This window comes from Aurantiacibacter xanthus, from assembly GCF_003584015.1.
Classification (GTDB): domain Bacteria; phylum Pseudomonadota; class Alphaproteobacteria; order Sphingomonadales; family Sphingomonadaceae; genus Alteraurantiacibacter; species Alteraurantiacibacter xanthus.
Map to the genome: position 1 here is coordinate 1 of NZ_QXFM01000087.1, position 22,354 is coordinate 22,354.

A 22,354-nucleotide genomic window follows, 5' to 3' on the forward strand; every position below is an offset into this window, starting at 1 on the left:
TGACCATACCGGCGGTGCCGATGATCCCCGCCGCCACCCGGTTGAGGCGGCGCAGCGCCGAGGCGCGGCTGAACACGGCGCGGGCGCGGTCAGCCAGAATGGCATAGGGCGACAAGGTCACCACCAGCACCGCCACGGTAACGAGGCTCAGCCCCGCCCATTGCGCGAGCCCGATCGTCTCCAGCCTGACCACCGTCGGCAGCAGGGCAAGGTAGAAGATGATCGCCTTCGGGTTGCTCATGGTGACCGCATAGCCGGCAGCCACTGCCGACAGCCCCGATGCGCCGTTGGTTCTGGCAATGGCGGTCGCTTCGACATCGCTCGTCCAGATGCGCCAGGCGAGGTAGATCAGATAGGCCGCACCCGCGAGCTTGAGCACGATGAAGGCGCTGGCAAAGGTCTGCGCCAGCACTGCCAGCCCGGCCACGGCGAAGGTGAGATAGGTGATGTCGCCCAGCACGATGCCGACGAGGAAGAACATCGAGGCGCGCATGCCCCCGGCGAGCGACTGCCCCACCAGCGCAGCCACGCCCGGCCCCGGAATCACTGCCGCGATGGCCAGTGCGACAGCGTAGACAAAGAGGGGGTTGGCAAGGTTCATCGGCACTTTCTCCGGCTGCTGGCAATCTGTCCGCGAAGACTAGTGCGATTGTGCCGCCGGGGAAAGCCTAGCTGGTCGCGCGGCGGGGCTGCACCACGGGGCGCACCGGCTGGCCGAGTTTTGCGCGCCAGAAGCTCCAGGTCGCGAACGCGCCGAGCACCACGAGCGCAAATCCGGCAAAGGTCATGACGATCCGCCACAGCAGCCCGCCGACCTTGGCGGCATGGATCGGATAGTATTTCTCGGTGATGGCCGGAGCGAGGCCGCCCATGACCGGATCGTCCTTCGCCACCACAGCCGCCGTGTCCGGCGCAATCCAGACGTAGCTGCGCCCGTTCGGGGTCCATTCGAACGGCTGCCGCAGCCGCAGCGAGATCGGCTCGCCGGGCGCGCCGGGCAGCGACAGGCGGCGCACCTCGGCGGCAGGATAGGCCGCCTGTGCGCTGGCCATCACGCGTTGCCAGTCGGTGCTGCCGGTCAGCGGCGCAAGGTCGTTCGGCAGGGCCGGGCGCTCGGGCGCTTGCCCCAGCGGGGCCAGCAACACCGAGGAGATGGCGGGAAAGATCATCAAGGTTCCGGTCGCGGCCACAAGCAGCAGCAAGGGCGAGGCCACCACGCCAAGGTCGCGATGCTGGCGGACGATCGCGCTGGCGGTGTAGCGCGCAGGCCAGAGGCGGAAGCGGAAGGTTTTGCGCGTGCGCCACCACAGGATCACCCCGGTAACGGTGAAGGCCAGCAGCAACAGCCCGAGCACGCCGGTGATGGTCTTGCCGGTGTCGCCCATCAGCAGATAGTGATGCAGATCGAACAGCCACAGTTCGGGCCGCTCCCAGATGCCCGCCCAGCGCGCCACCACCGCACCGTCCTGCGCGATATAGGCACCGCTGCCATCGGCATAGCTCGCCTGATGCAGCCCCAGTTCCTCGCCCGCGAAGGTGATGCGCGACAGGCCCGGCGCGGTCTCCAGCGCCACGTCGACCGCCCTCGCCAGGTCTGCCGGACTGCTCAGCGGCGCATCGCGTGCGCCGTCGAGCATGATCCAGCTATCCTCCCACAGCAGCGCGGTGCCCGACAGGCCGAGCACGACCAGCAGCAGGCCGACAAGACCGCCCGTCCAGCGGTGCAGGAGCAGAAGCGCCTTCATCAGAACTGGCTGCGCAGGCTCAGGGTGAAGGTGCGCCCGCGCCCTGCGAAGAAGCGGCTGTTGTCGTTCACGCGCACGGTATCGCTGTCATAGGTGATGTAATACCTGTTGGTGAGGTTCTGCGCCGCCAGCGACACCTCGCCGAAATCGGTGCGGTAGGAGAGGAACGCGTCGATCAGCGTGTAGCCGGCGAAGTCGGTCTCGGTGGAGGCATCGTTGAATTCGCGCTCCAGATACATCCGGGTCTGGGCGCGCGCGCCGAACCGGCCCGAGCTGAAGTCTGCCGCCAGGTTGATGCGGTCGGGCGAAATGTTCCCGCCGTCGAGATCCTGATCGATCTTGCCGTCTTCGTTGCCGTCGGTCTTGCCCTTCAGCGCGGCATAGCCGCCGCTCAGCGACAGGCCATCGACCGGGGTCTGCCAGGCGAGGCTGGCCTCGAAGCCCTCGATCCTGATCGGCTGGCGCTTCACTTCGAACACGTCGTTGCGCAGCACCAGCAGCGAGCCGAAATCGCTCGACGACCAGAAGTAGCTGGCCGAGGCCTTCAGCCCGTCACGGTCCCATTCGAGGCCCAGTTCGCGGTTGTTGGACACCACCGGTTCGAGCGAGACATAGCTTTCGATCTGTACGTCCGGCTGGGTGATACCGCGCAGGATGCGGCCAACGTCGGCAATGGTGAAGCCCTCGGCATAGCTGCCATAGGCGCGCAGTCCCTGAAACGGCTCGATCACCACGCCGCCGTTGAACAGCACGTCCTCGAACGAGGGCTTGCCGCCTGTGACCTTCACCGCGCCGTAGCTGGCCAGCGTGGTATAGTCGCCGACCTTGAGCTCGACATTCTCATAGCGCAGCCCGCCGGCCAGCCGCACCAGCCCGCCGGCCAGCGCAAGGTTGCCCTGCAGGAACGGCGCGAGGCTGCGGAAGTCGCTCTCGGGCACCCAGTCGCGGCCGGTCTGCACCATCGTCTGCGCGGTGCGGTCGAACAGCGCATCGAAACCGGCGGTCAGCACCAGATCTTCGAAGCCGGGCAGAGCGCGCTCGTAGCTGACCTTGCCGCCGAGCTTGCGCGAACGGTTGCCGGACTGGTCGAACAGCGTGCCGACCGGCGCAATGGCCGGGTCCTGAAACGTATCGAACACCCCGCCACCGAACACGTCATCGGTGCGGCTGTAGAAGCCCATCAGCGCGAAGGAACCGCCGCCAAGGTCCGGATCGGTCAGCGAGAACGACAGCAGCTCCGCCGTGTTCGAAGGCGCCGCGCCGGGCGTGGTGCCGGGCCTGCTGGTGGCAGGCATGCCGGTGGCGCGGTCGCCCGTTACCAGCACGTAGTTGGCGTTGCCCTCCAGTTCGAACCGGTTGGCGACGAGTTCGAGGCGGGCACCGCCCGGCAGGTCATAGCCGAAGCGGCCGAACACCGACCAGCTGTCGCTGTCCTGAATCTCGCCCTGCGTGCCATCGACCCCGACGCGGTTGCCGTGGCCGTCGAAGAAGGCGCCGCGTTTCTCGAAGGTGGCGCCGACGGTGGCATCGAACGCGCCATCGCGATAGCTTGCCAGCGCCCCGGTCTTCGCCCCGATGCCCTCGCCCTTGAAGCCGGTCGGATAGGTCAGCTGGAACAGACTGCGCAGCGACAGCCCGTCCTCGCGCGGCGCGCCCACGGTCACCTGATTGACGACACCGCCCGTGGCCCCGATCCCCTGCAAGGCGTTGGAACCGTAGATCACCTCGACCCGGTCGATGAAGAACGGGTCGATGGTGTAGCCGTCGCGCGAACCGTCGCGCACCGGGGTCGACTGCGGGATGCCGTTGATCGCGAACAGCGGCGCGCGGCCGCGCAGGCTTTCGCCCGCGCCCGAAAGCTTCTCGCGGGTGGGCGAGAACGAGGGCAGCAGTGCGGAAACCGCGTCCACCGTCGAACCGGAGATCAGCACCTGCCGCTCCAGCGCTTCGCTGCCGATCACGTCCACCGTCAGCGGCAGGGCGCTGGCCGGCAGCTGCGTGCGCGCGGCGGTTACGACGATGGCGGTGTCGTTGGCCGGGTCGTTGCGGGTGGACGATGCATCGGCCGGGCTATCGGCGCTTTGAGCGAAGGCGGGCGAAAGCGGAGCCAGCGCAAGCGCGCCGACGAGGTAGCGATACATCGGAAACTCCCTGAAGATTTGCCGCCCCGATACCGTTCTTGGGATTAATTCGCAATAGCACTATTGCAGGAAAGCGAGGCCCATTCCGGCCCGCACAATGCGCAAGCGAACGGCGACCTGCCCACGCCCATCGACGATACCAACGATACCTTCTGGTCAACCGGGTTGCCAATCGTCTTGCCCTATCCCTTCGCGCTGGTAGAAATAGACTATCCTTCGTCCATTCATGCGGGCCGCCCGCAAATCCGTGAACGGAACGCACAGCTGGCTCGGGAATTGCAGTCACCGACACGCCTGGACAAACTTCGCCGTTCGCTCTCCCGGCGCAAGTCGGACCTTGCCCTGCGCGGGTTCGACAAGAATGCGGTCAATCGGCTCTCGCGCTACCACGAGGAAATTTATGCAGCATTCCGTCGCTAGCACTTCTCCCGCCATTGTGAGGCGGCAACGCGAGTCGCTGCGCGAACCGGGCATGACCGAGATCGCGAACAGGATTAGCCCAAGCCGATGAGCAATCTGCGCAAGATTGGGCTTGGCAGCCTGATTCTGACAGCCTCGCGCGCCATCGTAAACGCGCTCGGCTTCATATCGACGATATTGCTGGCGCGATTGCTGATGCCCGAAGATTTCGGGCTGGTTGCCATCGCCGTCACCTTGCAGGCGATTGTCTCCGCGATCACCGACGTTCCGGTCAGCCAGGCGCTGATCCAGCTTGACGATCCTTCACAGCAGCATGTCGATACGGCGTTCACGATCGGGCTGCTGCGCTCGCTGGCAGTGGCCGTGATCTTTGCCGCCGCCAGCTGGCCCGTCGTCGCCGTGTTCGAGGAACCGCGGCTCGCCAATATCATGCTGGCGCTTTCGGCCTCGTTGCTGCTGTCCGGCGTCGTCAATCCGCGCCGCGCACTGTTGCAGAAATCGCTGATCTTCAAGCAGGAGTTCGCGATAGAAGTCCTCGGCAAGCTCGGCGCGGTGGTGCTGTCGATAGCCGTGGCCTTCATCTGGCACAGCTATTGGGCGCTGGTGGTGGGAGCGGTGAGCGGCCAGCTCGTCACCGTGATCGCCTCCTACGTGTTCGTGCGGTATCGCCCGCGGCTGGACCTGTCGGAGTTCCGTTCGCTGTGGTCGTTCTCGGGCTGGATGACGCTGAGCAATGCGCTCAACACCATCAACTGGCGCTCCGACCAGCTGTTTATCGGCAAGCTGCTGTCACCCACCGATGTCGGTGTTTACACCGTGGGCGACAATCTGGCGCAACTGCCCACCCGCGAGGCCACGCTGCCGCTGACCAGCGCACTGTTCCCGGCCTTCAGCAACCTCACCTCGAACGCGCCAAGGCTGGCCCATGCCTACACCCGCGCGCAGGGGCTGGTGACGGCGGTGGCATTGCCGGTCGGGATCGGTTTCGCGCTCGTCGCCGAGCGACTGGTGCCGCTGGCGATGGGCGAGAAATGGATCCCGTCGATCATCGTGATCCAGTTTCTCAGCTCGGTGTTCGCCTTGCAGACCATCGGCTCGCTGGCTCAGCCGCTGGCCCTCGCGCTGGGGCACACGAAAACCCTGTTCCGGCGCGATATCCAGTTGTTCTTCATCCGTTTGCCCATCATCGTTGGCGGCCTCCTGCTCGGCGGTCTGGTGGGGGTGCTGGTGGCGCGCGTGATTTCCGGCCTGATCGCCATCGGCTTCAATGTTTCGATCGTGAAATCCATGATCGGGCAGAGCATCGTGAAGCAACTGACCAACAGCTGGCGCAACATCCTCTCGGTAGCGCTGATGGCGGTCGGCGTAGAAGTCACCTCGATGCTGATGCCGGTATCGACCGAGTGGTTTACACAGCTGTTGCAGGTTGCGGCCCTGATCGCGGTCGGCGGGCTTATCTATCTCGGCGGAGGCCTGCTGATCTGGCTGGCGGCGGGCAAGCCCGAGGGGCCCGAGGCTATCGCGCTGGACTGGGCGAACAAGGGCCAGCGCGCGGTTCGCACGCGGCTGGCCCGCTAGTCGGCGCGGGCCGGGCAACAGCACCTGCCTTGGTCGACGCTATTGTGCCAGCACCGCATCGGACGGCGTGCCATCGAGCAGGATGCTCTTGGTCTCAACGTAAGGCGCGAGCCCCTCGCGCCCGCCTTCGCGGCCGATGCCCGATTGCTTGAAGCCGCCGAACGGCATGCCCGGCTGGGTGCGCATGCCGTTCTGGCCGATCATCCCCGTGCGCATCTGGCGTGCGATGCGGAAGGCCGCGTCGGCATCGTGGGTGAGCACCGAGCCGTGCAGCCCGAAGTTGCTCTCGTTGGCGATGCGGATGGCGTCCTCTTCGTCCTTGGCCGGGATCAGGCACAGCACCGGGCCGAAGATCTCCTCCTGCGCGATCGTGCTGGTGTTATCGACATTGGCGAACAGCGTCGGCTCCATGAAGAAGCCCTTGTTGAGATGCGCCGGACGCTTGCCGCCGGTCACCAGATCGGCGCAGTTCCTGCCGGCCGCGATATAGCCTTCGACCCGCTCCAGCTGGCGCTGCATCGCCAGCGGGCCAAGCTCGACGCCCTCGTCGCGGCTGTGGCCGATCTTTACGCCCTCCATGACCTTGGCGATTGCTTCGGCCAGTTCGTCATGCCGGTGCGCGGGCACGATGGCGCGGGTCAGCATCGCGCAGATCTGGCCCGACAGGCGCGTGATCGTGGTGCCGAGCAGTTGCGCGGCGTCCTGCGTTGAATAATCGTCGCGGACGATCGCCGCCGACTTGCCGCCCAGTTCGAGCGAATAGCGCGCGATGCGCTCGCCGCAGACCTGCGCGATGTGCTTGCCGACAGCGGTCGAGCCGGTGAAGCTGACCTTGTCGATGGCGGGATTGCGGATCAGCCGGTCGGCCACCTCGCGGCCTGCCGTCACCAGATTGAGCACGCCGGGCGGGAAGCCCACCTTCTCGGCCTCCTCGGCGATGATATAGGCTTCGAGCGGGGTTTCGGGCGACGGCTTCATCACGATGGTGCAGCCCGCGACCAGCGAATAGGCCACCTTGTTGGCCATGATCATATAGGGCGAGTTCCACGGCGCGATGGCCGCCACCACGCCGACCGGCTCGCGCACGATATAGGCGGCGGCGACCGTCTCGCCCTTGACCTCCTCGACCCACGGATAACTTTCGCCGAGCCGGGCGATGTCGGCAAAGGCGCGGTTGCCGCTGGCGGTGACGCCCTTGGCCATGCCGGGCAGACCGCCGATCTGCTCGATCCAGGCGTTTTCCAGCTCGGCGCTGCGGGCCGCGAGCCGCTCGGCCAGCTGCGCCACCATGCGGCCGCGTTCGCGCGGGTGGGTGCGCGGCCATGGGCCATGGTCGAAGGCCTGCCGCGCCGCTGCGACAGCACGGTCCATGTCCTCGGCGCTGCCCTCGGCCACGCGGCCCACCACGTCCTCGGTGTTGGGCGAGACGATCTCGATCACCCCGCCGCCGCCGGGTTTGACCCAGCTGCCATCGATGAACAGGTGATCGGGATGGGCAATGGTGACGCCATCGGGGGTCATGTCGAAAATGCCTTTCGTTTGGATAGTGTGGCGAGGCGCGCGCGGATCATGCCGCGACCGCTGCCTCGGCTGCGGGCGCGTCCGGCGCGGGGGCCTTCTGCGCAAAATGCCGTTTGGCGAGCAGGATGCCGACAACGGCGATGACGACGAGCGCGGGCATGATCGCCAATGCTGCAAAGCTGCGAATGATCGGCAGGCCGCTCGCCAGCATCCACCCGCCGAAGATCGGGCCGAGCACCCCGCCCAGCTTGCCGATCGAGCTCGCCCAGCCCGAGCCGGTGGCGCGGATGCGGGTGGGGTAAACGGGTGCGATGATGCTGATGATGCAGAAGGTCATGCCGCCGACGAAGGCCAGCACCGTCATCGACAGCACCAGCACCGCCGTGTGCGACAGCGGCACCAGCCCGAGCACCAGCAGCAAGGGCAGCAACAACGCCGGATAGAACAGCGCCATCACCGGGCCATAGCGATCGGTGAAGCGCATTACCGCCAGCCCCGCAACCGACCCCATGATTCCGCCGAACGCGGTTGCCAGCGCCGCGGTGTTGCGGCTGAAGTCCAGCTCCTCGAGGATGATCGGGCCCCAGCCGTTGACGTAGTAGACCGCAATCGAACTGGCCGTATAGGCAAGCCAGATCGCCGGGGTGGCGAACTTCAGCCAGCCGGCAAACAGCTCCCTGACATGGGGCTTGCTGGTCTGCTCCGCAGGCTCGTCGCTCAGCACGAAGCGGTCGCTAATCGAGAGGTCGCGCGTGTCGTGGCCGAGCTTGCCGAGCACTGCGATCAGGCGGCGCTGCTGGCCCGGCTGGCCGGTCAGCCAGCGGATCGATTCGGGCAGCGCGAAGAACAGGATGGTGGCCGCCACCAGCGATCCGGCGCCCCCGACAATGAACAGCCCGCGCCAGCCCACCGTGGGCTCCAGCAGCACGGTGATCGGGCCCGCGCCGCTGATGCCGATGCTGTAGCCGACCATGATGATGGTCACCACCGTGGCGCGCATACGCCTCGGCACATATTCGCTGTTGAGCGCCCAGGCGATCGGGATCACCGCGCCGATGGCGATGCCATCGAAGAAGCGCAGGACGACGAGCCATTCGTAGCTCGGCGCAAAGCCCATCGCGATGGTGAGCAGGGCAAAGGCGACCGAGCAGCCCAGCAGCACCGGGCGGCGGCCGATCCGATCGCTGATCGAGGCGAACAGGATCGCGCCGAGGAAGGTGCCCAGCAGGCCCGACGAGAGGATATTGGCGAGCTGGTTCGGCTCCAGCCCCATGTCGTCGCGCATGTAGGGCGCGGCGAAGGCAGCGATCGAAAGGTCGAAACCGTCGAAGATCGTGAGCAGCCAGGAGACGGCGATCAACCGGTAGTTGAAGCCGTTGAGCGAGCGCTCCTCGACGATGCGCGAGACATCGATCTCCCGCGGCGTCATGCCGCCACCGCGGAAACACTGCCGCACAGTGCCAGGGCCCCGTCAACGACGGGCAGGCAGGCGCATTCGCGAACGCATTTCGAGATCAAGCTCCACTCTCCCAATCTCGCCTCCGGCTTTTGCGGGCAGGCGCCAAGATCTGTTTATCGGGGCGACTCTAAGTATACCTTTAAACCAGGTCAACTCACTTGTCCTGCCCTTCGCCGGTGCCGAGGCTGTCGAGCAGGTCATCGAAGTCGCCGGTATGTTCGAGATTCTCGACCATTTTCGCGAGGTAACCGAGCATGATGACCTTGTCCCGCTCGGAGAAGCCGCGCAGCAGACGGCGCTCGCGTTCGAGCGAGATCTTCACGATCTTGGCGTTCAGGGCATAACCCGAATCGGTCAGCAGATACTTGCGGTTGCGTCCTTCCCCGGGGGACTGGATAAGGTGCTTGTCCTGCAGATCGCGCAGGGTGCGGCTGACGATAGACTTGTTCATCATCAGCGCATCGCAGAAGCCGCGACCGGTCAGCTCTCCGCAGTCTGCGAGAACCGAAATCACCCGTATTTCGTTGATGCCGCAGTCGAAAGCTTCGAGGAAGAACCGCGATTGCGACCAGATCAGCGCGTTCGAAATCACCCCCAGATAGTGCGGCACGAACTGGTGCCGGTTGATGGTCGGCTCGTGGGGGCGGATCGTTCTTTCAGACATCGACACTGGTCCTTGATTACCTGCCGGGAAGCGGCGGCAGTTGGCGCCACCATGGCGAAGCAGCACCCGGGCTGTCCAGCAACCGGAGCCGCCGATAGGGCCCGCCTCAGCCATGCAGATCACGGATGATTGACATGGCCAAAGCCCCTCCTATAGTTGATAGTTAAACGATGAGTACCCGTTCAGAGGTATTGTGCGAGCGCCGCCCTGTTGGCCACTGGCCACTTTGCATGCGGTCTGTGGGAAGGGATTATTGGCCATGTCGGGTGCCGGTTCGGCAGATCACTACGATTACATCGTCGCCGGAGGCGGGACCGCAGGCTGCGTGCTGGCAAACCGGCTGTCAGCCGATCCGCGCCACAAGGTGCTGCTGGTCGAAGCCGGGCCGCGCGACCGCAATCCGCTGTACGCGATCCCGATCATGGGCATGCACCTGTGGCGCTGGAAATATAACAACTGGAGCTTCCAGACCGAGCCCGAGCCGGGCCTCGAAGGCCGCCGCATCGGCTGGCCGCGCGGACGCGTGCTGGGTGGATCGTCATCGATGAACGGGATGATCTACACCCGCGGCGCGGCCGAGGATTACGACCGCTGGGCGCAGGCCGGAATGCCCTCGTGGTCCTACGACAAGGTGCTGCCCTACTTCAAAAAGCTGGAGAGCTACGAAGGCGAGCCGAGCGAATATCGCGGCACCGAAGGGCCGATCCGGGTCAGCCGCCTCGACCAGCCCCACCCGCTGTTCGACGCCTTCGTGCAGGCCGGGCAGCAGGCTGGCCTGCCCTACAACCCCGACTTCAACGGCAAGGCGCTGGAAGGGGTCGGGCGCTACGACACCAATATCGCGGGCGGCCAGCGGCAGAGCACCGCGCGCACCTATCTGCAGGCGGCCTCGGGGCGGGCCAATCTCGATGTCCTCACCGGGGCCAGCATCGAGCGGATCGTGCTCGACGGCACGCGGGCGACCGGCGTGGTGGTGCGCACCAAGGGCGGCAGGCGCACGGTCCGCGCCGCGCGCGAGATCGTGCTCGCCGCCGGTGCAATCGGCTCGCCCATGGCGCTGCTGCACTCGGGCATCGGTGACAGTGAAGAGCTGGCGCAGGCAGGCATCCAGACCCGGCACGCGCTGAAGGGCGTGGGCCGCAACTTGCAGGACCACCTCAACATCACCCATTTCTACAGCTCGGCCATTCCCGACATGTTCTACGAGGATGCGCGGTTCGACCGGGCTCTGGGGATGCTGGCGCAGGCCTTTCTCACCCGTTCGGGCAAGGGGGCGATGGTGCCGCACAATGCGGGCGCGTTTCTGAAAAGCGATCCGCGCCTCGCCTCGCCAGACTTGCAGATCCACTTCCTGCCGGCGGGCGTGAACAGCCGCCAGGTGCGCCTGCCGTTCCAGCGCGTGCTGGGCGATTCGCCCTACGGGATCGCCGCGCACATCTGCCACCTGCATCCCGAGAGCCGCGGCACCGTCTCGCTGCGGTCGAGTGACCCGGCAGACCGTCCACGCATTCAGGCGAACTACCTCACCGCCGCTGCCGACAAGATCGCCATGCGGGCAGGTTTCCGCTTTCTGGAGAAGCTGTTCGCCCAGCCCGCGTTTCAGGAGGTGACTGGCCAACGCCTCGCCCCGCCCGACCGGCCCTTCACCGACGACGAGGTCGACAGCTGGCTGCGGGAGAACGCCTCGACCGTCTACCACCCGGTGGGCACCTGCAAGATGGGCACCGACGCCATGGCCGTGGTCGATGAACGCCTGCGCGTACATGGGCTGACGGGCCTGCGCGTGGCCGATGCCGCGATCATGCCCACGCTGGTGAGCGCAAACACCCATGCGCCCACGGTTATGATCGCGGAGAAAGCCGCCGACATGATGATCGAGGACCGTGCTGACCAAGCATAATAGTGCAACCGGACGCAGGCTCTCGCATTACTTTGGCAGAAGTTCGTTGGGATGTCTGGTGAGGCTACACCCGCAGTGAAGGCAATGCCTCGGCGGGGAGCGAGGCAGATGGTCAAGAGTAGCCTGGCGCACTGCTGGCAGGCTGGGGTGAGAGGCGAGCCGGGGACTCTTTTTTCCGTCCCGCCTGAGCGATCCGGCTGGCTTGCAGGAAGGTATAGGCCATCATCGCCATCAAGGCGTGGCGATGGAGCCCGGTCCAGGACCGGCCCTCGAAGTGGTCGAGGCCGAGTTCCTCCTTGAGTTGCTGACGGGCCTGCTCGCAGATCCAGCGCGCCTTGATCGCTCCGGCGAGGACCTTGATCGAGGTGTCGGCAGGCACCGGATTTCGATTACGCTGGACGCCGACTTCTGCGCGGAAGCGCTCGAGGAAGCCTTGGCGCACTATGGCAAGCCAGAGATCTTCAATACGGATCAGGGCAGCCAATTCACCAGCCAGGCGTTCACCGACGTGCTGCGACGTGAGGGCATCGCCATAAGCAAGGACGGACGCGGCGCCTAGCGCGACAATGTCGTGGTCGAGCGGCTGTGGCGCTCGGTGAAGTGCGAGGAGGTTTACCTGCACGCCTACGCTTCAATCAGCGAAGCGCGCAATTTGATCGGCCGATATCTGGGCTTCTTCAATGCCCGAAGAGCTCATTCGAGCCTCGGCGGGCGTCCGCCCGATCAAACCTACTTTGACAATCTGCCACAGGCCGTGGCAGCATTAATTGGTCGCGACTTGCGGGGCGTCGTTGGCGGCTGGCAATGAAATCATCTTCACGGGATTGTTCGGCAGAGGAACTGCCCACTCTTGTCTGGCAACCTCCAGCGCGCTCCGCAAAATGCCAAGCTCCCTGCGAACAGTCGATGGCTTAACAATTTCCAGTCTAGCATCACGATATGACGCTATCGCAGCCGGGGTGAGGTTGGTTGCCCTTAGGTCTGCAAAGGGAGCGCTTAGCATTTTCTTGATGCGAAGCTGCTCAGGCTCAGCGCCCTTTTTCCGCGATGAGATTTCGAGTGCGTATCTCTCTAGAAGCTGCTTGACGGAAATGCGGGCAACTTCCTTATCGTTGCCGCGACCTACTCCCAGATCAATGATCGCCTCCTGCTCTCTTGCCCACCGGCTTGCGGCTGAGCGGGAGTTGAACGAGCTGTAACGAGGCGGAAATCCTTTCCGCCGAACTTGGACGAACCAACTGTCTCCGCGCTTCGAAATTGACGCCATTTTTCGTTTCCTTGTGTCACCGGTGTGTCACAAGCAGAGTTTGGCAGCTTCGGAGAGATTGGCCGTGGATCTAATCCAGACGGTATAGTACCAAATTCTCAATCCCTTAGGGGGGATCAAGAGGCTGGCGCACCCGACAGGATTCGAACCTGTGGCCTCTGCCTTCGGAGCTAGAACCACAACGCTACGCCAGGCTTTTCAATCCAACGCTAGAGCTCTATAAGTTACTGTTTATACAGTGCTTTATTGACAATGAGAGTATTCCAGACTACGCAAAGTCACCCCACAGTTTTCGATCTGGTGGTGAGATTTTGGTGAGTTTTCTGGACCCGCTCTAGCGAGGTGCAAAATGCCAAAACTGACGAAAACCCTCGTCGACAAAGCCGACCTGCGCGATCGGCAATATACTATTTGGTGCAGCGATCTGAAAGGCTTCGGCGTATTTGTGTTGCCATCAGGCACGCGAACTTATTTTGTCGACTATCGCAATTCCAACAATGTCCGGCGCCGGATGAAGCTCGGTCGCCATGGCACCGTCACCGCCGAACAGGCGCGAACGTTGGCGATCCAAGCGCTAGCAGATGTCGCCAAGGGCAACGACCCACTCGAAGATCGGAACGGCGCCCGCCGGGCGATGTCGGTCAAGGAATTGTGCGAGCTGTATATGGCTGAATTGGAAGCCGGCCGGATTCTCGGCAAAGGCGGACGGCCCAAAAAGGCCAGCACGAAGATTACCGATCTCGGCCGGATCACGCGCCACATCATCCCGTTGCTCGGCTCGAAGCGCGTAACTCACGTCACCAAGGCGGACGTGACAGCGATGATGAAGGACATCATGGCCGGCAAGACGCGCTCCATAGAAAGGACGAACAAGCTGCGCGGCAAGTCCATTGTCCGAGGTGGCCTTGGAGCGGCTAGCCGGACAGTCGGTCTGCTGGGCGGCATCTTCACCTATGCGCGGGATGAACTTGGCATCATTGAAGGCAATCCTGCTCACGGTGTCCGCAAACCAAAAGACGCGGTGCGCAAGCGTCGGCTAAGCGAGGAGGAATATCGCACTCTTGGGCGTATCCTCGCCAAAGCAGCACTGGACCCGCGCTACACCAGAACGGTCGATATCATCCGGGTCATCGCGATGTCAGGCTGCCGACGCGGAGAGATCATCGAGGCGAAGAAAGCGGAAATAGACACAGAAGGCAGCGCCTTCCGGTTCGAAGACACCAAAGAGGGCCAGTCAGTTCGGCCGATGGGACTGCCCATCGTGGAGTATTTCGACGCGCGCCAGACGGGTGATGACAGCGTCTATGTGTTTCCAGGTGAGAGGAACTCCGAAGGGCCGTTCGGCAGCTTTCCCCGCCATTGGGAAAAGATCTTCGCCGATACGGAGTTATCGGATCTCACCGCCCATACGCTTCGACATAGCTTCGCCAGCATAGCGAACGATTTGGGCTTCACCGAGATCACCATTGCGGCATTACTCGGCCACGCATCGGGCTCGATTACTAGCCGTTACGTCCACACCCTCGATGCTGCGCTCATCATGGCTGCCGACACAGTGTCGGGTTACATTCAGGCGCTACTCGACGGGGCAGCGCTCTCCAACACACACTTCGCGCTAGATCGAAGCTCGCGGAAGGCGGCGCTTGGACGTTTCCTTATGCTGCAAGCGCACGGGCCAACCGCGGCAAAGGAGGGCCAGCGGGGAATAGCCTATCCCAACGGCAGCCTCGGCTGATGTCCCAATCAACTTTCTGGCAAGGGCTGTTATAGAGTTTCGGAAAAATCATCGCGCATGGCGGCGGCCTGCCATGCAACTTCGCTGACATTCAGACTGAGTGCGACGTTTGCGTCCTCGAGATCCGCAAGGTCGAACCATCTGGCTTCGAGCGCATCATCACCAGCAACAGGTTCGCCTGAACACCATCGGCATAGCACGGCAATAAGGATAAAGTGCCGACGAAGCCCGCCATGCTCATCATGGTCGAAGACATCGACGGCGGTGAAGGTCTGCAAGGCCTCGCCTCGGATCTCGGTTTCCTCGTAAAGTTCGCGAATGGCAGCCTGTTCGATGGTTTCGCCGGTTTCGATCTTGCCGCCGGGAAAACCCCACCGCCCTGCATCGGGCGGATTGGCCCTACGAACCAGCAGGACCTGACCCTCACGAACAACCACCGCGATGGTTGCCGCTATCGGACGTTGCGATCCTTCTGTCATGTTGAGATCCTTTCAGCTCCGCACACGCCATTTGGCCATCAAGCCGGCGCGATCAGTCGGTTTGCCTCTCCGCGCAGGATTTCACACATATCCTGCGCTGCAGACGAGGCGGTTTGCGAGGTGAGCAGGCGGATTTCGATGGGAGGTAGGTCGGGAGGGCCGAACCTGCCATCGACGCAGACCATATCCTCCGGGACACCATGCGCAGTGCGCACAGCTATTCCAAGCTTCGAGCGAAGTGCGGCCCAGACATAGGAGAGGCTGGGGGTTGTCACCGCCGCGCGCCACGGCAGTCTGGCACGGTCCAGGGCGGACAGCGCCGCCTTGCGAAACAGGCAGGGGTGGTCGAACATCACCAGCGGCACCGGCTTCGCCCCTGCGGGCTTGAAACTCTCATGGGCAAGCCAGCGCATCGGCAAGGTGCAAAGCAGCTCCCCTTCGCCACCGGAACCCTCGTCGAAATAGACGCTGGCCCCGTCCAGCCTGCCTGCGGCAACTTCCTCGGCAAGCTTGTGATTTTGACCAGCGCGGATATCGACCTGCGCCGTCGGATGCCGACTGGAGAACGCGGTGAGCGTTGCCGGCATTACATCCTCGAAGAAATCCTGCGGCAATCCGAGACGCACAACGCCGGTATTGGTGGCAGCGCCCAGGGCGAGCGCCGCTTCGTCATTCAGGTCCACGATCTTGCGGGCATAGGCGATCAGCGCTTCGCCGGCGGCGGTGCGGACGAGCCCCCTGCCTTTGCGCACGAACAACTGCGCGCCCGCCTGTTCCTCAAGTTTCTTGAGTTGCGTGCTGATCGCCGATGGACAATCTCGCGGCCATTTTCGGAGCAGTGCGCAAGCGTCTCGGCGTCGTGATCGAAGCCCATGTCGCAGAAGCCGTCTGACTTATCAATATCCAGACGCCGCTTATTGTTTGCTTGCATCCACTCAAACGGAATGAACATATTGTTTGGCACTTTAAAACTAAAATTTTATACAATTTATCACCGATAGTTAGCCACCTCGTTTAAGATGTTATTTTCTAGAAGCTATTTGATCTCCTAAATTATCTATAGTTAGTTGAAATATTTTATAGACATCTATCATTTTTGATATAACATAACACTAAATTTGTATCTTTACTGTCACGCCTTGGTTCTATATGAGGCAGGTATGGTCCGGCTGTTTCGAGCTTTTCCCTTCAGGTCATTCCTGATGCTGCTTGCAGTGATCGGCGTGCTATTTGCCCCGGTCGCGGAAGCTCTGGAATGCTCGGCGGAAGACGTTCCAACGGTCGTCGAAATGATGGCTTCCCATTCGAATGGGGACGGGGAAACCGACAAGCAGCCAGCTGAGAAAAGCGCCACATGCGCACATGGCCATTGTCATCACACATCAACGGCGCTGGAACGCGGTCAAGCGTTTGATGCCCAGATGTTCATGGTTTCCACGCGCCTTCCCTTGCGTGTGGCGCGGCTCGCATCCGTAGAGCGCGACCTGCCGAAGCGCCCTCCTCGCGCCTGAATTTCCGCCACTGCGCCGTTCACGGCGCTTTGCGTAAATTCTTAGAGGAAATCATGATCCATGAACGCCAGTTTCTGGCGGGGCTCCCTTGTATGGGGCTTAAGTCTCGCATTGTTTACCGTGCCGGCCGCAGCGCAGGACACACCCGTCCTGTCGCTCGACGACGCGCTCGAACGGAGCGGAGTCGTTGAGACCGGCTCCGATAACCCTGTCAACCCGCGGCTCATCGGGCCGGTTGAAGACGCTGCGGCAGCCCGCGCGCTCATCGACCAAGCCCGGTTAAGGCCCAACCCCGAGCTCTCCTTCGAAGCTGAAAACTTCGCGGGCACCGGCGCTTTTTCGGGGTTGTCCGCCACCGACTACACACTTTCGGTGGGCCAACGTCTCGAACTGGGTGGCAAGCGCGGCGCCCGCGTCCGTTCGGCCGAAGCCGAAGCCCTGGTGGCTTCGCTGGAGGGCGAGCTGGCCACGGCCCGGCTCGGCCGCGAGGTTCGCGCTCGCTATGTCGAGGCGGTCGCCGCTGCCTCGCGGCTCGAACTCGCGCGCGATATCGTCGAACGCAACCGCGAACTCGCGCGTATCGCAGGCTTGCTGGTCGAAGTCGGCCGAGAGCCGCCCTTGCGCGCGCTGCGGGCTGAAGCGGCAGTCGCCGAAGCCGAAGCAGAGTTGCAGGCGGCAGAGGCTGCCTCACTCTCTTCACGCACTGCCTTGGCGGCGCTGTGGAGCGATACCGCTTCCGCGCCCCTGGTGCCCGCAGATTTCCCGGCAATCGTGCCGCCTGCCAACCTGCTTGTTTCCGAAGGATCCCTGCGTCTCCAGGTCGCCCGTGCCGAGCGCGAGGCGGCCGATGCCGCAATAGACCGCGAACGCTCACTGGCGGTGCCCGACCCGGTCATCTCCGCAGGTGTCCGTCGGTTCGAGCAAAGCAATGAGCAGGCGTTTCTCGTTGGCGTCTCGATCCCGCTACCCTTTGCCAATCGCAACCAGGGAAACATCGCCGCCGCGCAGGCACGCCTGCGTGCCGCGAACGCACGCGAGGCTGTAGCGCTGGCTGATTATCGGCTGGAGATCGAGCAGGCGCGCTCGCGCTACCTTGCCGCCGAAACCCGGGTCGAAACTCTCGCTCAGACCTCGCTACCGCAAGCCGAGGAAGCCCTTCGGCTCGTCAATGTCGGTTATCGCAATGGCCGCTTCCCGCTCATCGAGGTGTTGGCGGCCGCCCAGGCACGCGACACCATCCGTGAAGCCCTGATCCAGGCCCGGGAAGACCGTGGCCGTCTCGCGGCCGAGCTCATCTGGCTCGCTGCGCAATGAGGACCTCTATCATGAATCGCAAACGTCTGGCCGTTGCCATCGGCCTCGTCATCCTGATCCTTGCTGCCTTTGTATTCTGGCCCGACAGCGGCGGGGCCCCGCGTGATGCAGGAGAGGAAGAACACGCCGAAGGCGAAGAGAATGGCGGCGGTGATGATCACGCCGATGACGGGGTGCCCGAAGGGTTGGTCGAGATCACCCCCGAGCAGATCCGTGCCTCGGAAATCGTGATCGAAACGGTCGGCAGAGGATCCGTCGTCGAACTCGTCTTTCCCGCAACGGTCACGGCAAGTCCGGCCGCCAGTGCACGGATTGATGCCCGGGCATCGGGTGTTGTGCGCAGCGTCGGGAAGACGTTGGGTGATTACGTGCGGGAGGGCGAAGCCATTGCCCGACTCGAAAGTGCCGATGCCGCCGGGCTCGCCGCGCAAGTAAGCGCAGCACAGGCCCGGGTCGGCGAGTTGTCGGCAATTTATGAACGCGAACAGCGTCTATTCGAAGCCAATGTCACGGCGCGCCAGGATCTCGAAGCGGCACGGGCCAATCTGCAGGTTGCGCAGTCGGAGCTGTCGCGTGCCCGTGCGGCCTCGACAGCGGCCGGCGTCAACGGAGACGGGCGATCGCTAGCGGTGACCAGTCCGCTCTCGGGCCGGGTCACGGCGGCACCAATTGTGCTCGGCTCCTTCGTCAACGCCGGCGAGGAACTCTATCGCGTGGTCAATCCCAGCGGGATTCAGGTCGACGTGGCCCTGCCATCGGCTGATGCTGTCCGTATCCAGCCCGGTGACGAGGCCTCTCTGGAAACAGGGGATGGCCGGGAAGTCGGCGCGCGGGTCCGCTCGGTGACGCCCTCGCTCGATCCCGAAAGTCGCAGCGCGACTGCCGTGCTGTCGCTCGCCAGGCCCATTCCCGGCTTGCAGCCGGGCGCATTTCTCCAAGCCACCATTCGTCCCTCGGGTGAGGTCGACGCGACACGCGTGGCTGTGCCGGAAGACGCGGTCCAGACCATCGATGGGGAAGAAGTGGTGTTCGTGCAGACCCGGCGCGGCTTCCAGGCTCGCGGCGTCGTCGTGGGCTCGCGGTCGGGAGGCATGGTGACCATCGTGTCCGGCCTGCAGCCGAACTGGCACATCGCGACCAAGAACGCCTTCCTGCTCAAGGCAGAACTCGAAAAGGACAGTGCTTCCCATGGCCACTGATAACGCAATCGAAAGCCCCCATCGCGAGGGGCGCCAATCTCATGGCCTGATCGGGATGATCCTCGATGTCGCGGTTCGTTTCCGCTGGGCCATGATCGTCCTGACAGTCGGCGCCGCAATCTGGGGGGCGATGAACCTGCTCAAGCTTCCGATCGATGCTGTGCCGGACATCACCAACGTTCAGGTGCAGATCAACACCGAGGCGCCGGCACTGTCGCCTGCGCAAGTTGAAACCCAGGTGACCTATCCTATCGAGACCGGCCTGGCAGGGATTGAGGGGCTCGACTTCACACGCTCGATCTCGCGCAACGGGTTCAGTCAGGTCACCGCCATCTTCGAGGAGGGGACCGATCTCTATTTCGCACGGCAACAGGTGAACGAGCGCCTGGCTCCCCTGACCGCTGCCCTGCCGGAAGGCGCGGAACCGATCATGGGCCCGATATCGACCGGTCTCGGCGAAGTGCTCATGTACACGATCGAATATGAGCACCCCAGCGGGAACGGCGCCCCAGTAGGCGGTACGACCGGATGGCAGGCGGACGGCAGCTTCGTCACCGAACGTGGCGACAGGCTGGACAGCGATGTCGCAAAGGCCGCGTATTTGCGCACGGTACAGGACTGGATCGTGGCGCCGCTGATGCGCTCGACACCGGGCGTCGCCGGGGTGGATTCCATCGGCGGCTTCGAGAAGAAGTATCTCGTCCAGCCCGATCCGTCGCGCCTGACCGGCTACGGCTTGTCATTCGACGACCTGATCAATGCGCTGGAGGCTGCCAACCTTGCCGAGGGTGCGAACTTCGTCGACCGCGCGGGTGAGGCATTGCTCGCGCGGGTCGATGCCCGGCTCGGTAGCATCGAAGATATCGAGCAGGCCGTTGTCGCGACACGCGAAGGCGTTCCGATCCGCATCGTCGATGTCGCGACCGTCAGCATCGGCGGCGAGCTCAGAACCGGCGCGGCTTCGCTCAACGGCGACGAGGCGGTTGTGGGCACAGTGCTTATGCGTGCAGGCGAAAACAGCCGCACCGTTTCGGCGCAGGCTGCCGAACGGCTTGAGGAGGTGCGCGCTTCGCTGCCGGACGGGGTCGAAGCGGAGATTGTCTACAATCGCTCCTCGCTGGTCGATGCCACCATCGCCACTGTCGAGAAGAACCTCGTCGAAGGGGCGCTGCTCGTTATCGTGGTGCTGTTCCTGCTGCTTGGCAATATCCGCGCCGCGATCATCGCCGCGCTGGTCATTCCGATATCGATGCTGATGGCCGCAATCGGCATGAACCGGCTTGGCGTGTCGGGTAATCTGATGAGCCTTGGCGCACTCGACTTCGGCCTGATCGTCGACGGAGCGGTCATCATCGTCGAAAACAGCGTCGCGCGGCTTGCCGCCCGCCAGCACAGCGAAGGGCGGCTGCTCACGTTGGGCGAGAGGCTAACCGAAGCGAGGCTGGCGGCGCAGGAAATGATCAAGCCGACCGTTTATGGGCAGGCGATCATCCTGCTGGTCTACGCGCCTCTGCTCACCTTCACCGGGGTCGAAGGCAAGACCTTCTCGCCCATGGCCATCACGGTGATGCTGGCGCTGGCTTCGGCGTTCGTCCTGTCGCTGACTTTCGTGCCAGCGATGATCGCCGTGCTGCTCAACAAGAAGCTCACCGAAAAGGAAGTGAAGCCGGTTCGCCTGGCAAAGGAACGCTATGGGCCCGCGCTGCGCCGCGCCATAGCGCGTCCGTGGCCGGTGATCGGCGTAGGGGCGGGACTGTTCGCGGTCGCGGCCTTCATGTTCAGCTTCCTTGGCAGCGAATTCACGCCGCAGCTCGACGAGCGCGACCTCGCCGTGCAGGCCCTGCGCATCCCGTCGACCCCGCTCGAGCGGTCGCTCGAAATGCAGCGCAAGGTCGAAAACCGGCTTGAGCAGTTTCCGCAGGTCGCACTGGTCTTCTCCCGCACAGGTACGGCTGAGGTGGCAACCGATCCGATGCCGCCCAACGCGTCCGATGCCTATGTCATTTTGAAGCCGCGTGACGAATGGCCGGATCCTGGCCTGTCCAAGGATGACCTGGTTGCCGAGATGGAAAGCGCGCTTGGTGCCCTCGTGGGCAATGCCTACGAATTCAGCCAGCCGATCGAGCTTCGCTTCAACGAGCTGATCGCGGGCGTACGCGGTGATCTCGCCGTCAAGCTCTATGGCGACGATCTCACCGCTATGACCGCTGCTGCCAACGAGGTTGCCGGGGTTCTGCAGGGCATCGAGGGCGCGGCCGACGTCAAGGTCCAGCAGGTGACCGGCTTCCCGACGCTCGACATCGCGTTCGACCGGCCCACCATCGCGCGTTATGGCCTTACGGTCGAAGACGTGGCCCAATCGGTCGCCATTGCTCTTGGAGGCAGGCCCGCCGGGCTGGTCTTCGAAGGCGATCGCCGGTTCGATGTCGTCGTTCGCCTGTCGAATGCGGCGCGGGACGATTTCGACCAGCTCGGTGCGCTCCCGATCCTGCTGCCGGGCGGTTCGACGATACCCTTGCGCTCGGTTGCCGAGTTCCGGGTGGTCGACGGGCTGGCAGAAGTTCGCCGCGAGCAGGGCCGCAGGCTCGTGATCGTATCTGCCAATGTCCGCGAGCGCGATCTCGGCTCCTTCGTGGAAGAAGCGCAGGCACAGGTGGGCGACAGGGTCAAAATGCCGCCCGCATCGTTCATCGAATGGGGCGGGCAGTACCAGAACCTGCAGGCCGCGAAGGAACGGCTCTCGATCGTGGTGCCGATCTGCTTCATGGTCGTCCTCTTGCTGCTGTTCATGGCGCTGGGCGGATGGATTCCGGCCTTGTCGGTGTTCAGCGCGATCCCGATGGCGCTTGCAGGCGGTGTTTTCGCATTGGCTCTCAGGGGTATGCCGTTCTCGGTCTCCGCTGCGGTCGGCTTCATCGCATTGTCGGGCGTTGCCGTCCTCAATGGCCTCGTGATGATGACCGCGATCCGCCAGCGGCTCGATGCGGGACTGGCCCTCGACGATGCCATTTGCGAAGGCGCACTGGCTCGCTTGCGGCCGGTCCTGATGACGGCTCTGGTGGCATCGCTCGGCTTCGTGCCGATGGCGATAGCCACCGGCACCGGGGCCGAAGTGCAGCGACCTCTCGCGACGGTGGTCATCGGCGGTTTGATCACCGCCACGGCACTCACTTTGTTCGTACTTCCGGCTATAGCCCGGCTTGTCCTGCACACGGATGAGGACAAACGAAGCTGGCGGGAAAAGTGGTGGGATCGCATTCGGCGCAATCTCACTCGGACAGAACGCCGCGAGTGGTCTGAAATCACCTGACGATCATCTGCGTCTTGCGGAGGAAGCCCATTGGTTTCCTCCGCAAGACCTGATCGTTCCAACGGCAGGATGACGATCGAGCGCAATCGCTCACGCAATGCAAAGTGGACT

Annotated in this window: 17 protein-coding genes and 3 pseudogenes; 9 read left to right on the plus strand and 11 right to left on the minus strand. The window is 63.7% G+C overall.

Features of this window, described 5'->3' with window-relative positions; all coding sequences use genetic code 11:
• The 3 genes from D2V17_RS09515 to D2V17_RS09525 all read right to left on the minus strand — a co-directional run.
• Window positions 1-601, minus strand: a 601-nt coding sequence (locus tag D2V17_RS09515; protein ID WP_147367323.1) for a LysE family translocator, incomplete at its 3' end; no start/stop codon positions are given.
• A gap of 67 nt (window positions 602-668) precedes the next feature.
• Window positions 669-1,745 (minus strand): PepSY-associated TM helix domain-containing protein, encoded by a 1,077-nt coding sequence (locus D2V17_RS09520; protein ID WP_119592747.1) that lies wholly within the window; start codon window positions 1,743-1,745, stop codon window positions 669-671.
• Window positions 1,745-3,886: a TonB-dependent receptor gene (locus D2V17_RS09525; protein WP_119592748.1), complete on the minus strand. Its 2,142-nt coding sequence runs from the start codon at window positions 3,884-3,886 to the stop codon at window positions 1,745-1,747. The genes D2V17_RS09520 and D2V17_RS09525 overlap by 1 nt, the downstream gene beginning before the upstream one ends.
• A gap of 63 nt (window positions 3,887-3,949) precedes the next feature.
• On the opposite strand from D2V17_RS09525, the gene D2V17_RS09530 reads away from it, so the two are divergent.
• Window positions 3,950-4,306 carry a hypothetical protein gene (locus D2V17_RS09530; RefSeq protein ID WP_119592749.1) on the plus strand — a complete coding sequence of 119 codons (357 nt, stop codon included), beginning with the start codon at window positions 3,950-3,952 and terminating at the stop codon, window positions 4,304-4,306.
• An 87-nt stretch (window positions 4,307-4,393) separates the two neighbouring features.
• On the plus strand, window positions 4,394-5,884 hold the full coding sequence (locus D2V17_RS09535) for a lipopolysaccharide biosynthesis protein (protein ID WP_119592750.1): 1,491 nt from the start codon (window positions 4,394-4,396) through the stop codon (window positions 5,882-5,884).
• Window positions 5,885-5,923: 39 nt separating this feature from the next.
• Here the strand turns inward: D2V17_RS09535 and D2V17_RS09540 are convergent, their stop codons facing one another.
• From D2V17_RS09540 to D2V17_RS09550, 3 genes are all read right to left on the minus strand, one after another.
• A complete protein-coding gene (locus D2V17_RS09540; RefSeq protein WP_119592751.1) occupies window positions 5,924-7,405 on the minus strand; it encodes an aldehyde dehydrogenase in 1,482 nt (493 codons plus the stop codon).
• Between the two features lie 46 nt (window positions 7,406-7,451).
• Window positions 7,452-8,834 carry an MFS transporter gene (locus D2V17_RS09545; RefSeq protein ID WP_119592752.1) on the minus strand — a complete coding sequence of 461 codons (1,383 nt, stop codon included), beginning with the start codon at window positions 8,832-8,834 and terminating at the stop codon, window positions 7,452-7,454.
• Between the two features lie 184 nt (window positions 8,835-9,018).
• Entirely contained in the window at window positions 9,019-9,528 is a 510-nt protein-coding gene (locus D2V17_RS09550; protein WP_119592753.1) for a MarR family winged helix-turn-helix transcriptional regulator, read from the minus strand.
• 259 nt (window positions 9,529-9,787) lie between these two features.
• On the opposite strand from D2V17_RS09550, the gene D2V17_RS09555 reads away from it, so the two are divergent.
• Window positions 9,788-11,428, plus strand: a complete 1,641-nt coding sequence (locus D2V17_RS09555; RefSeq protein ID WP_119592754.1) for a GMC family oxidoreductase — start codon at window positions 9,788-9,790, stop codon at window positions 11,426-11,428.
• Between the two features lie 112 nt (window positions 11,429-11,540).
• Here the strand turns inward: D2V17_RS09555 and D2V17_RS09560 are convergent.
• A pseudogene (locus tag D2V17_RS09560) lies at window positions 11,541-11,780 on the minus strand (IS701 family transposase); the annotation flags it as partial.
• Window positions 11,781-11,807: 27 nt separating this feature from the next.
• Between D2V17_RS09560 and D2V17_RS09565 the strand changes: the two are divergent.
• Window positions 11,808-12,236 (plus strand): annotated as a pseudogene (locus D2V17_RS09565) (transposase); the annotation flags it as partial.
• Here D2V17_RS09565 and D2V17_RS21330 read toward each other — a convergent pair.
• The gene (locus tag D2V17_RS21330; RefSeq protein ID WP_191229142.1) at window positions 12,192-12,695 is read right to left on the minus strand and encodes a Shufflon-specific DNA recombinase; all 504 of its coding nucleotides are present in this window, start codon (window positions 12,693-12,695) and stop codon (window positions 12,192-12,194) included. The pseudogene D2V17_RS09565 and the gene D2V17_RS21330 overlap by 45 nt on opposite strands.
• Before the next feature lie 349 nt (window positions 12,696-13,044).
• Between D2V17_RS21330 and D2V17_RS09570 the strand changes: the two genes are divergently transcribed.
• Entirely contained in the window at window positions 13,045-14,430 is a 1,386-nt protein-coding gene (locus D2V17_RS09570; RefSeq protein ID WP_119592755.1) for a tyrosine-type recombinase/integrase, read from the plus strand.
• Window positions 14,431-14,459: 29 nt separating this feature from the next.
• On the opposite strand, the gene D2V17_RS09575 is transcribed toward D2V17_RS09570, so the two are convergent.
• From D2V17_RS09575 to D2V17_RS22000, 3 genes and pseudogenes are all read right to left on the minus strand, one after another.
• On the minus strand, window positions 14,460-14,909 hold the full coding sequence (locus tag D2V17_RS09575; RefSeq protein ID WP_119592756.1) for an NUDIX hydrolase: 450 nt from the start codon (window positions 14,907-14,909) through the stop codon (window positions 14,460-14,462).
• Between the two features lie 38 nt (window positions 14,910-14,947).
• Window positions 14,948-15,661 (minus strand): LysR substrate-binding domain-containing protein, encoded by a 714-nt coding sequence (locus tag D2V17_RS09580; RefSeq protein ID WP_220474096.1) that lies wholly within the window; start codon window positions 15,659-15,661, stop codon window positions 14,948-14,950.
• A gap of 6 nt (window positions 15,662-15,667) precedes the next feature.
• Window positions 15,668-15,790, minus strand: a pseudogene (locus D2V17_RS22000) (hypothetical protein); the annotation flags it as partial.
• 279 nt (window positions 15,791-16,069) lie between these two features.
• On the opposite strand from D2V17_RS22000, the gene D2V17_RS09585 reads away from it, so the two are divergent.
• The 4 genes from D2V17_RS09585 to D2V17_RS09600 are packed head-to-tail and all read left to right on the plus strand — an operon-like array spanning window position 16,070 to window position 22,243.
• A complete protein-coding gene (locus tag D2V17_RS09585) occupies window positions 16,070-16,420 on the plus strand; it encodes a hypothetical protein (RefSeq protein ID WP_119592758.1) in 351 nt (116 codons plus the stop codon).
• A gap of 60 nt (window positions 16,421-16,480) precedes the next feature.
• Complete coding sequence (locus D2V17_RS09590; protein WP_119592759.1) at window positions 16,481-17,734, plus strand: TolC family protein; 1,254 nt, start codon at window positions 16,481-16,483, stop codon at window positions 17,732-17,734.
• An 11-nt stretch (window positions 17,735-17,745) separates the two neighbouring features.
• Window positions 17,746-18,933: an efflux RND transporter periplasmic adaptor subunit gene (locus D2V17_RS09595; RefSeq protein WP_119592760.1), complete on the plus strand. Its 1,188-nt coding sequence runs from the start codon at window positions 17,746-17,748 to the stop codon at window positions 18,931-18,933.
• A 46-nt stretch (window positions 18,934-18,979) separates the two neighbouring features.
• Window positions 18,980-22,243 (plus strand): efflux RND transporter permease subunit, encoded by a 3,264-nt coding sequence (locus D2V17_RS09600; protein WP_147367325.1) that lies wholly within the window; start codon window positions 18,980-18,982, stop codon window positions 22,241-22,243.
• Window positions 22,244-22,354 lie beyond the last annotated feature (111 nt).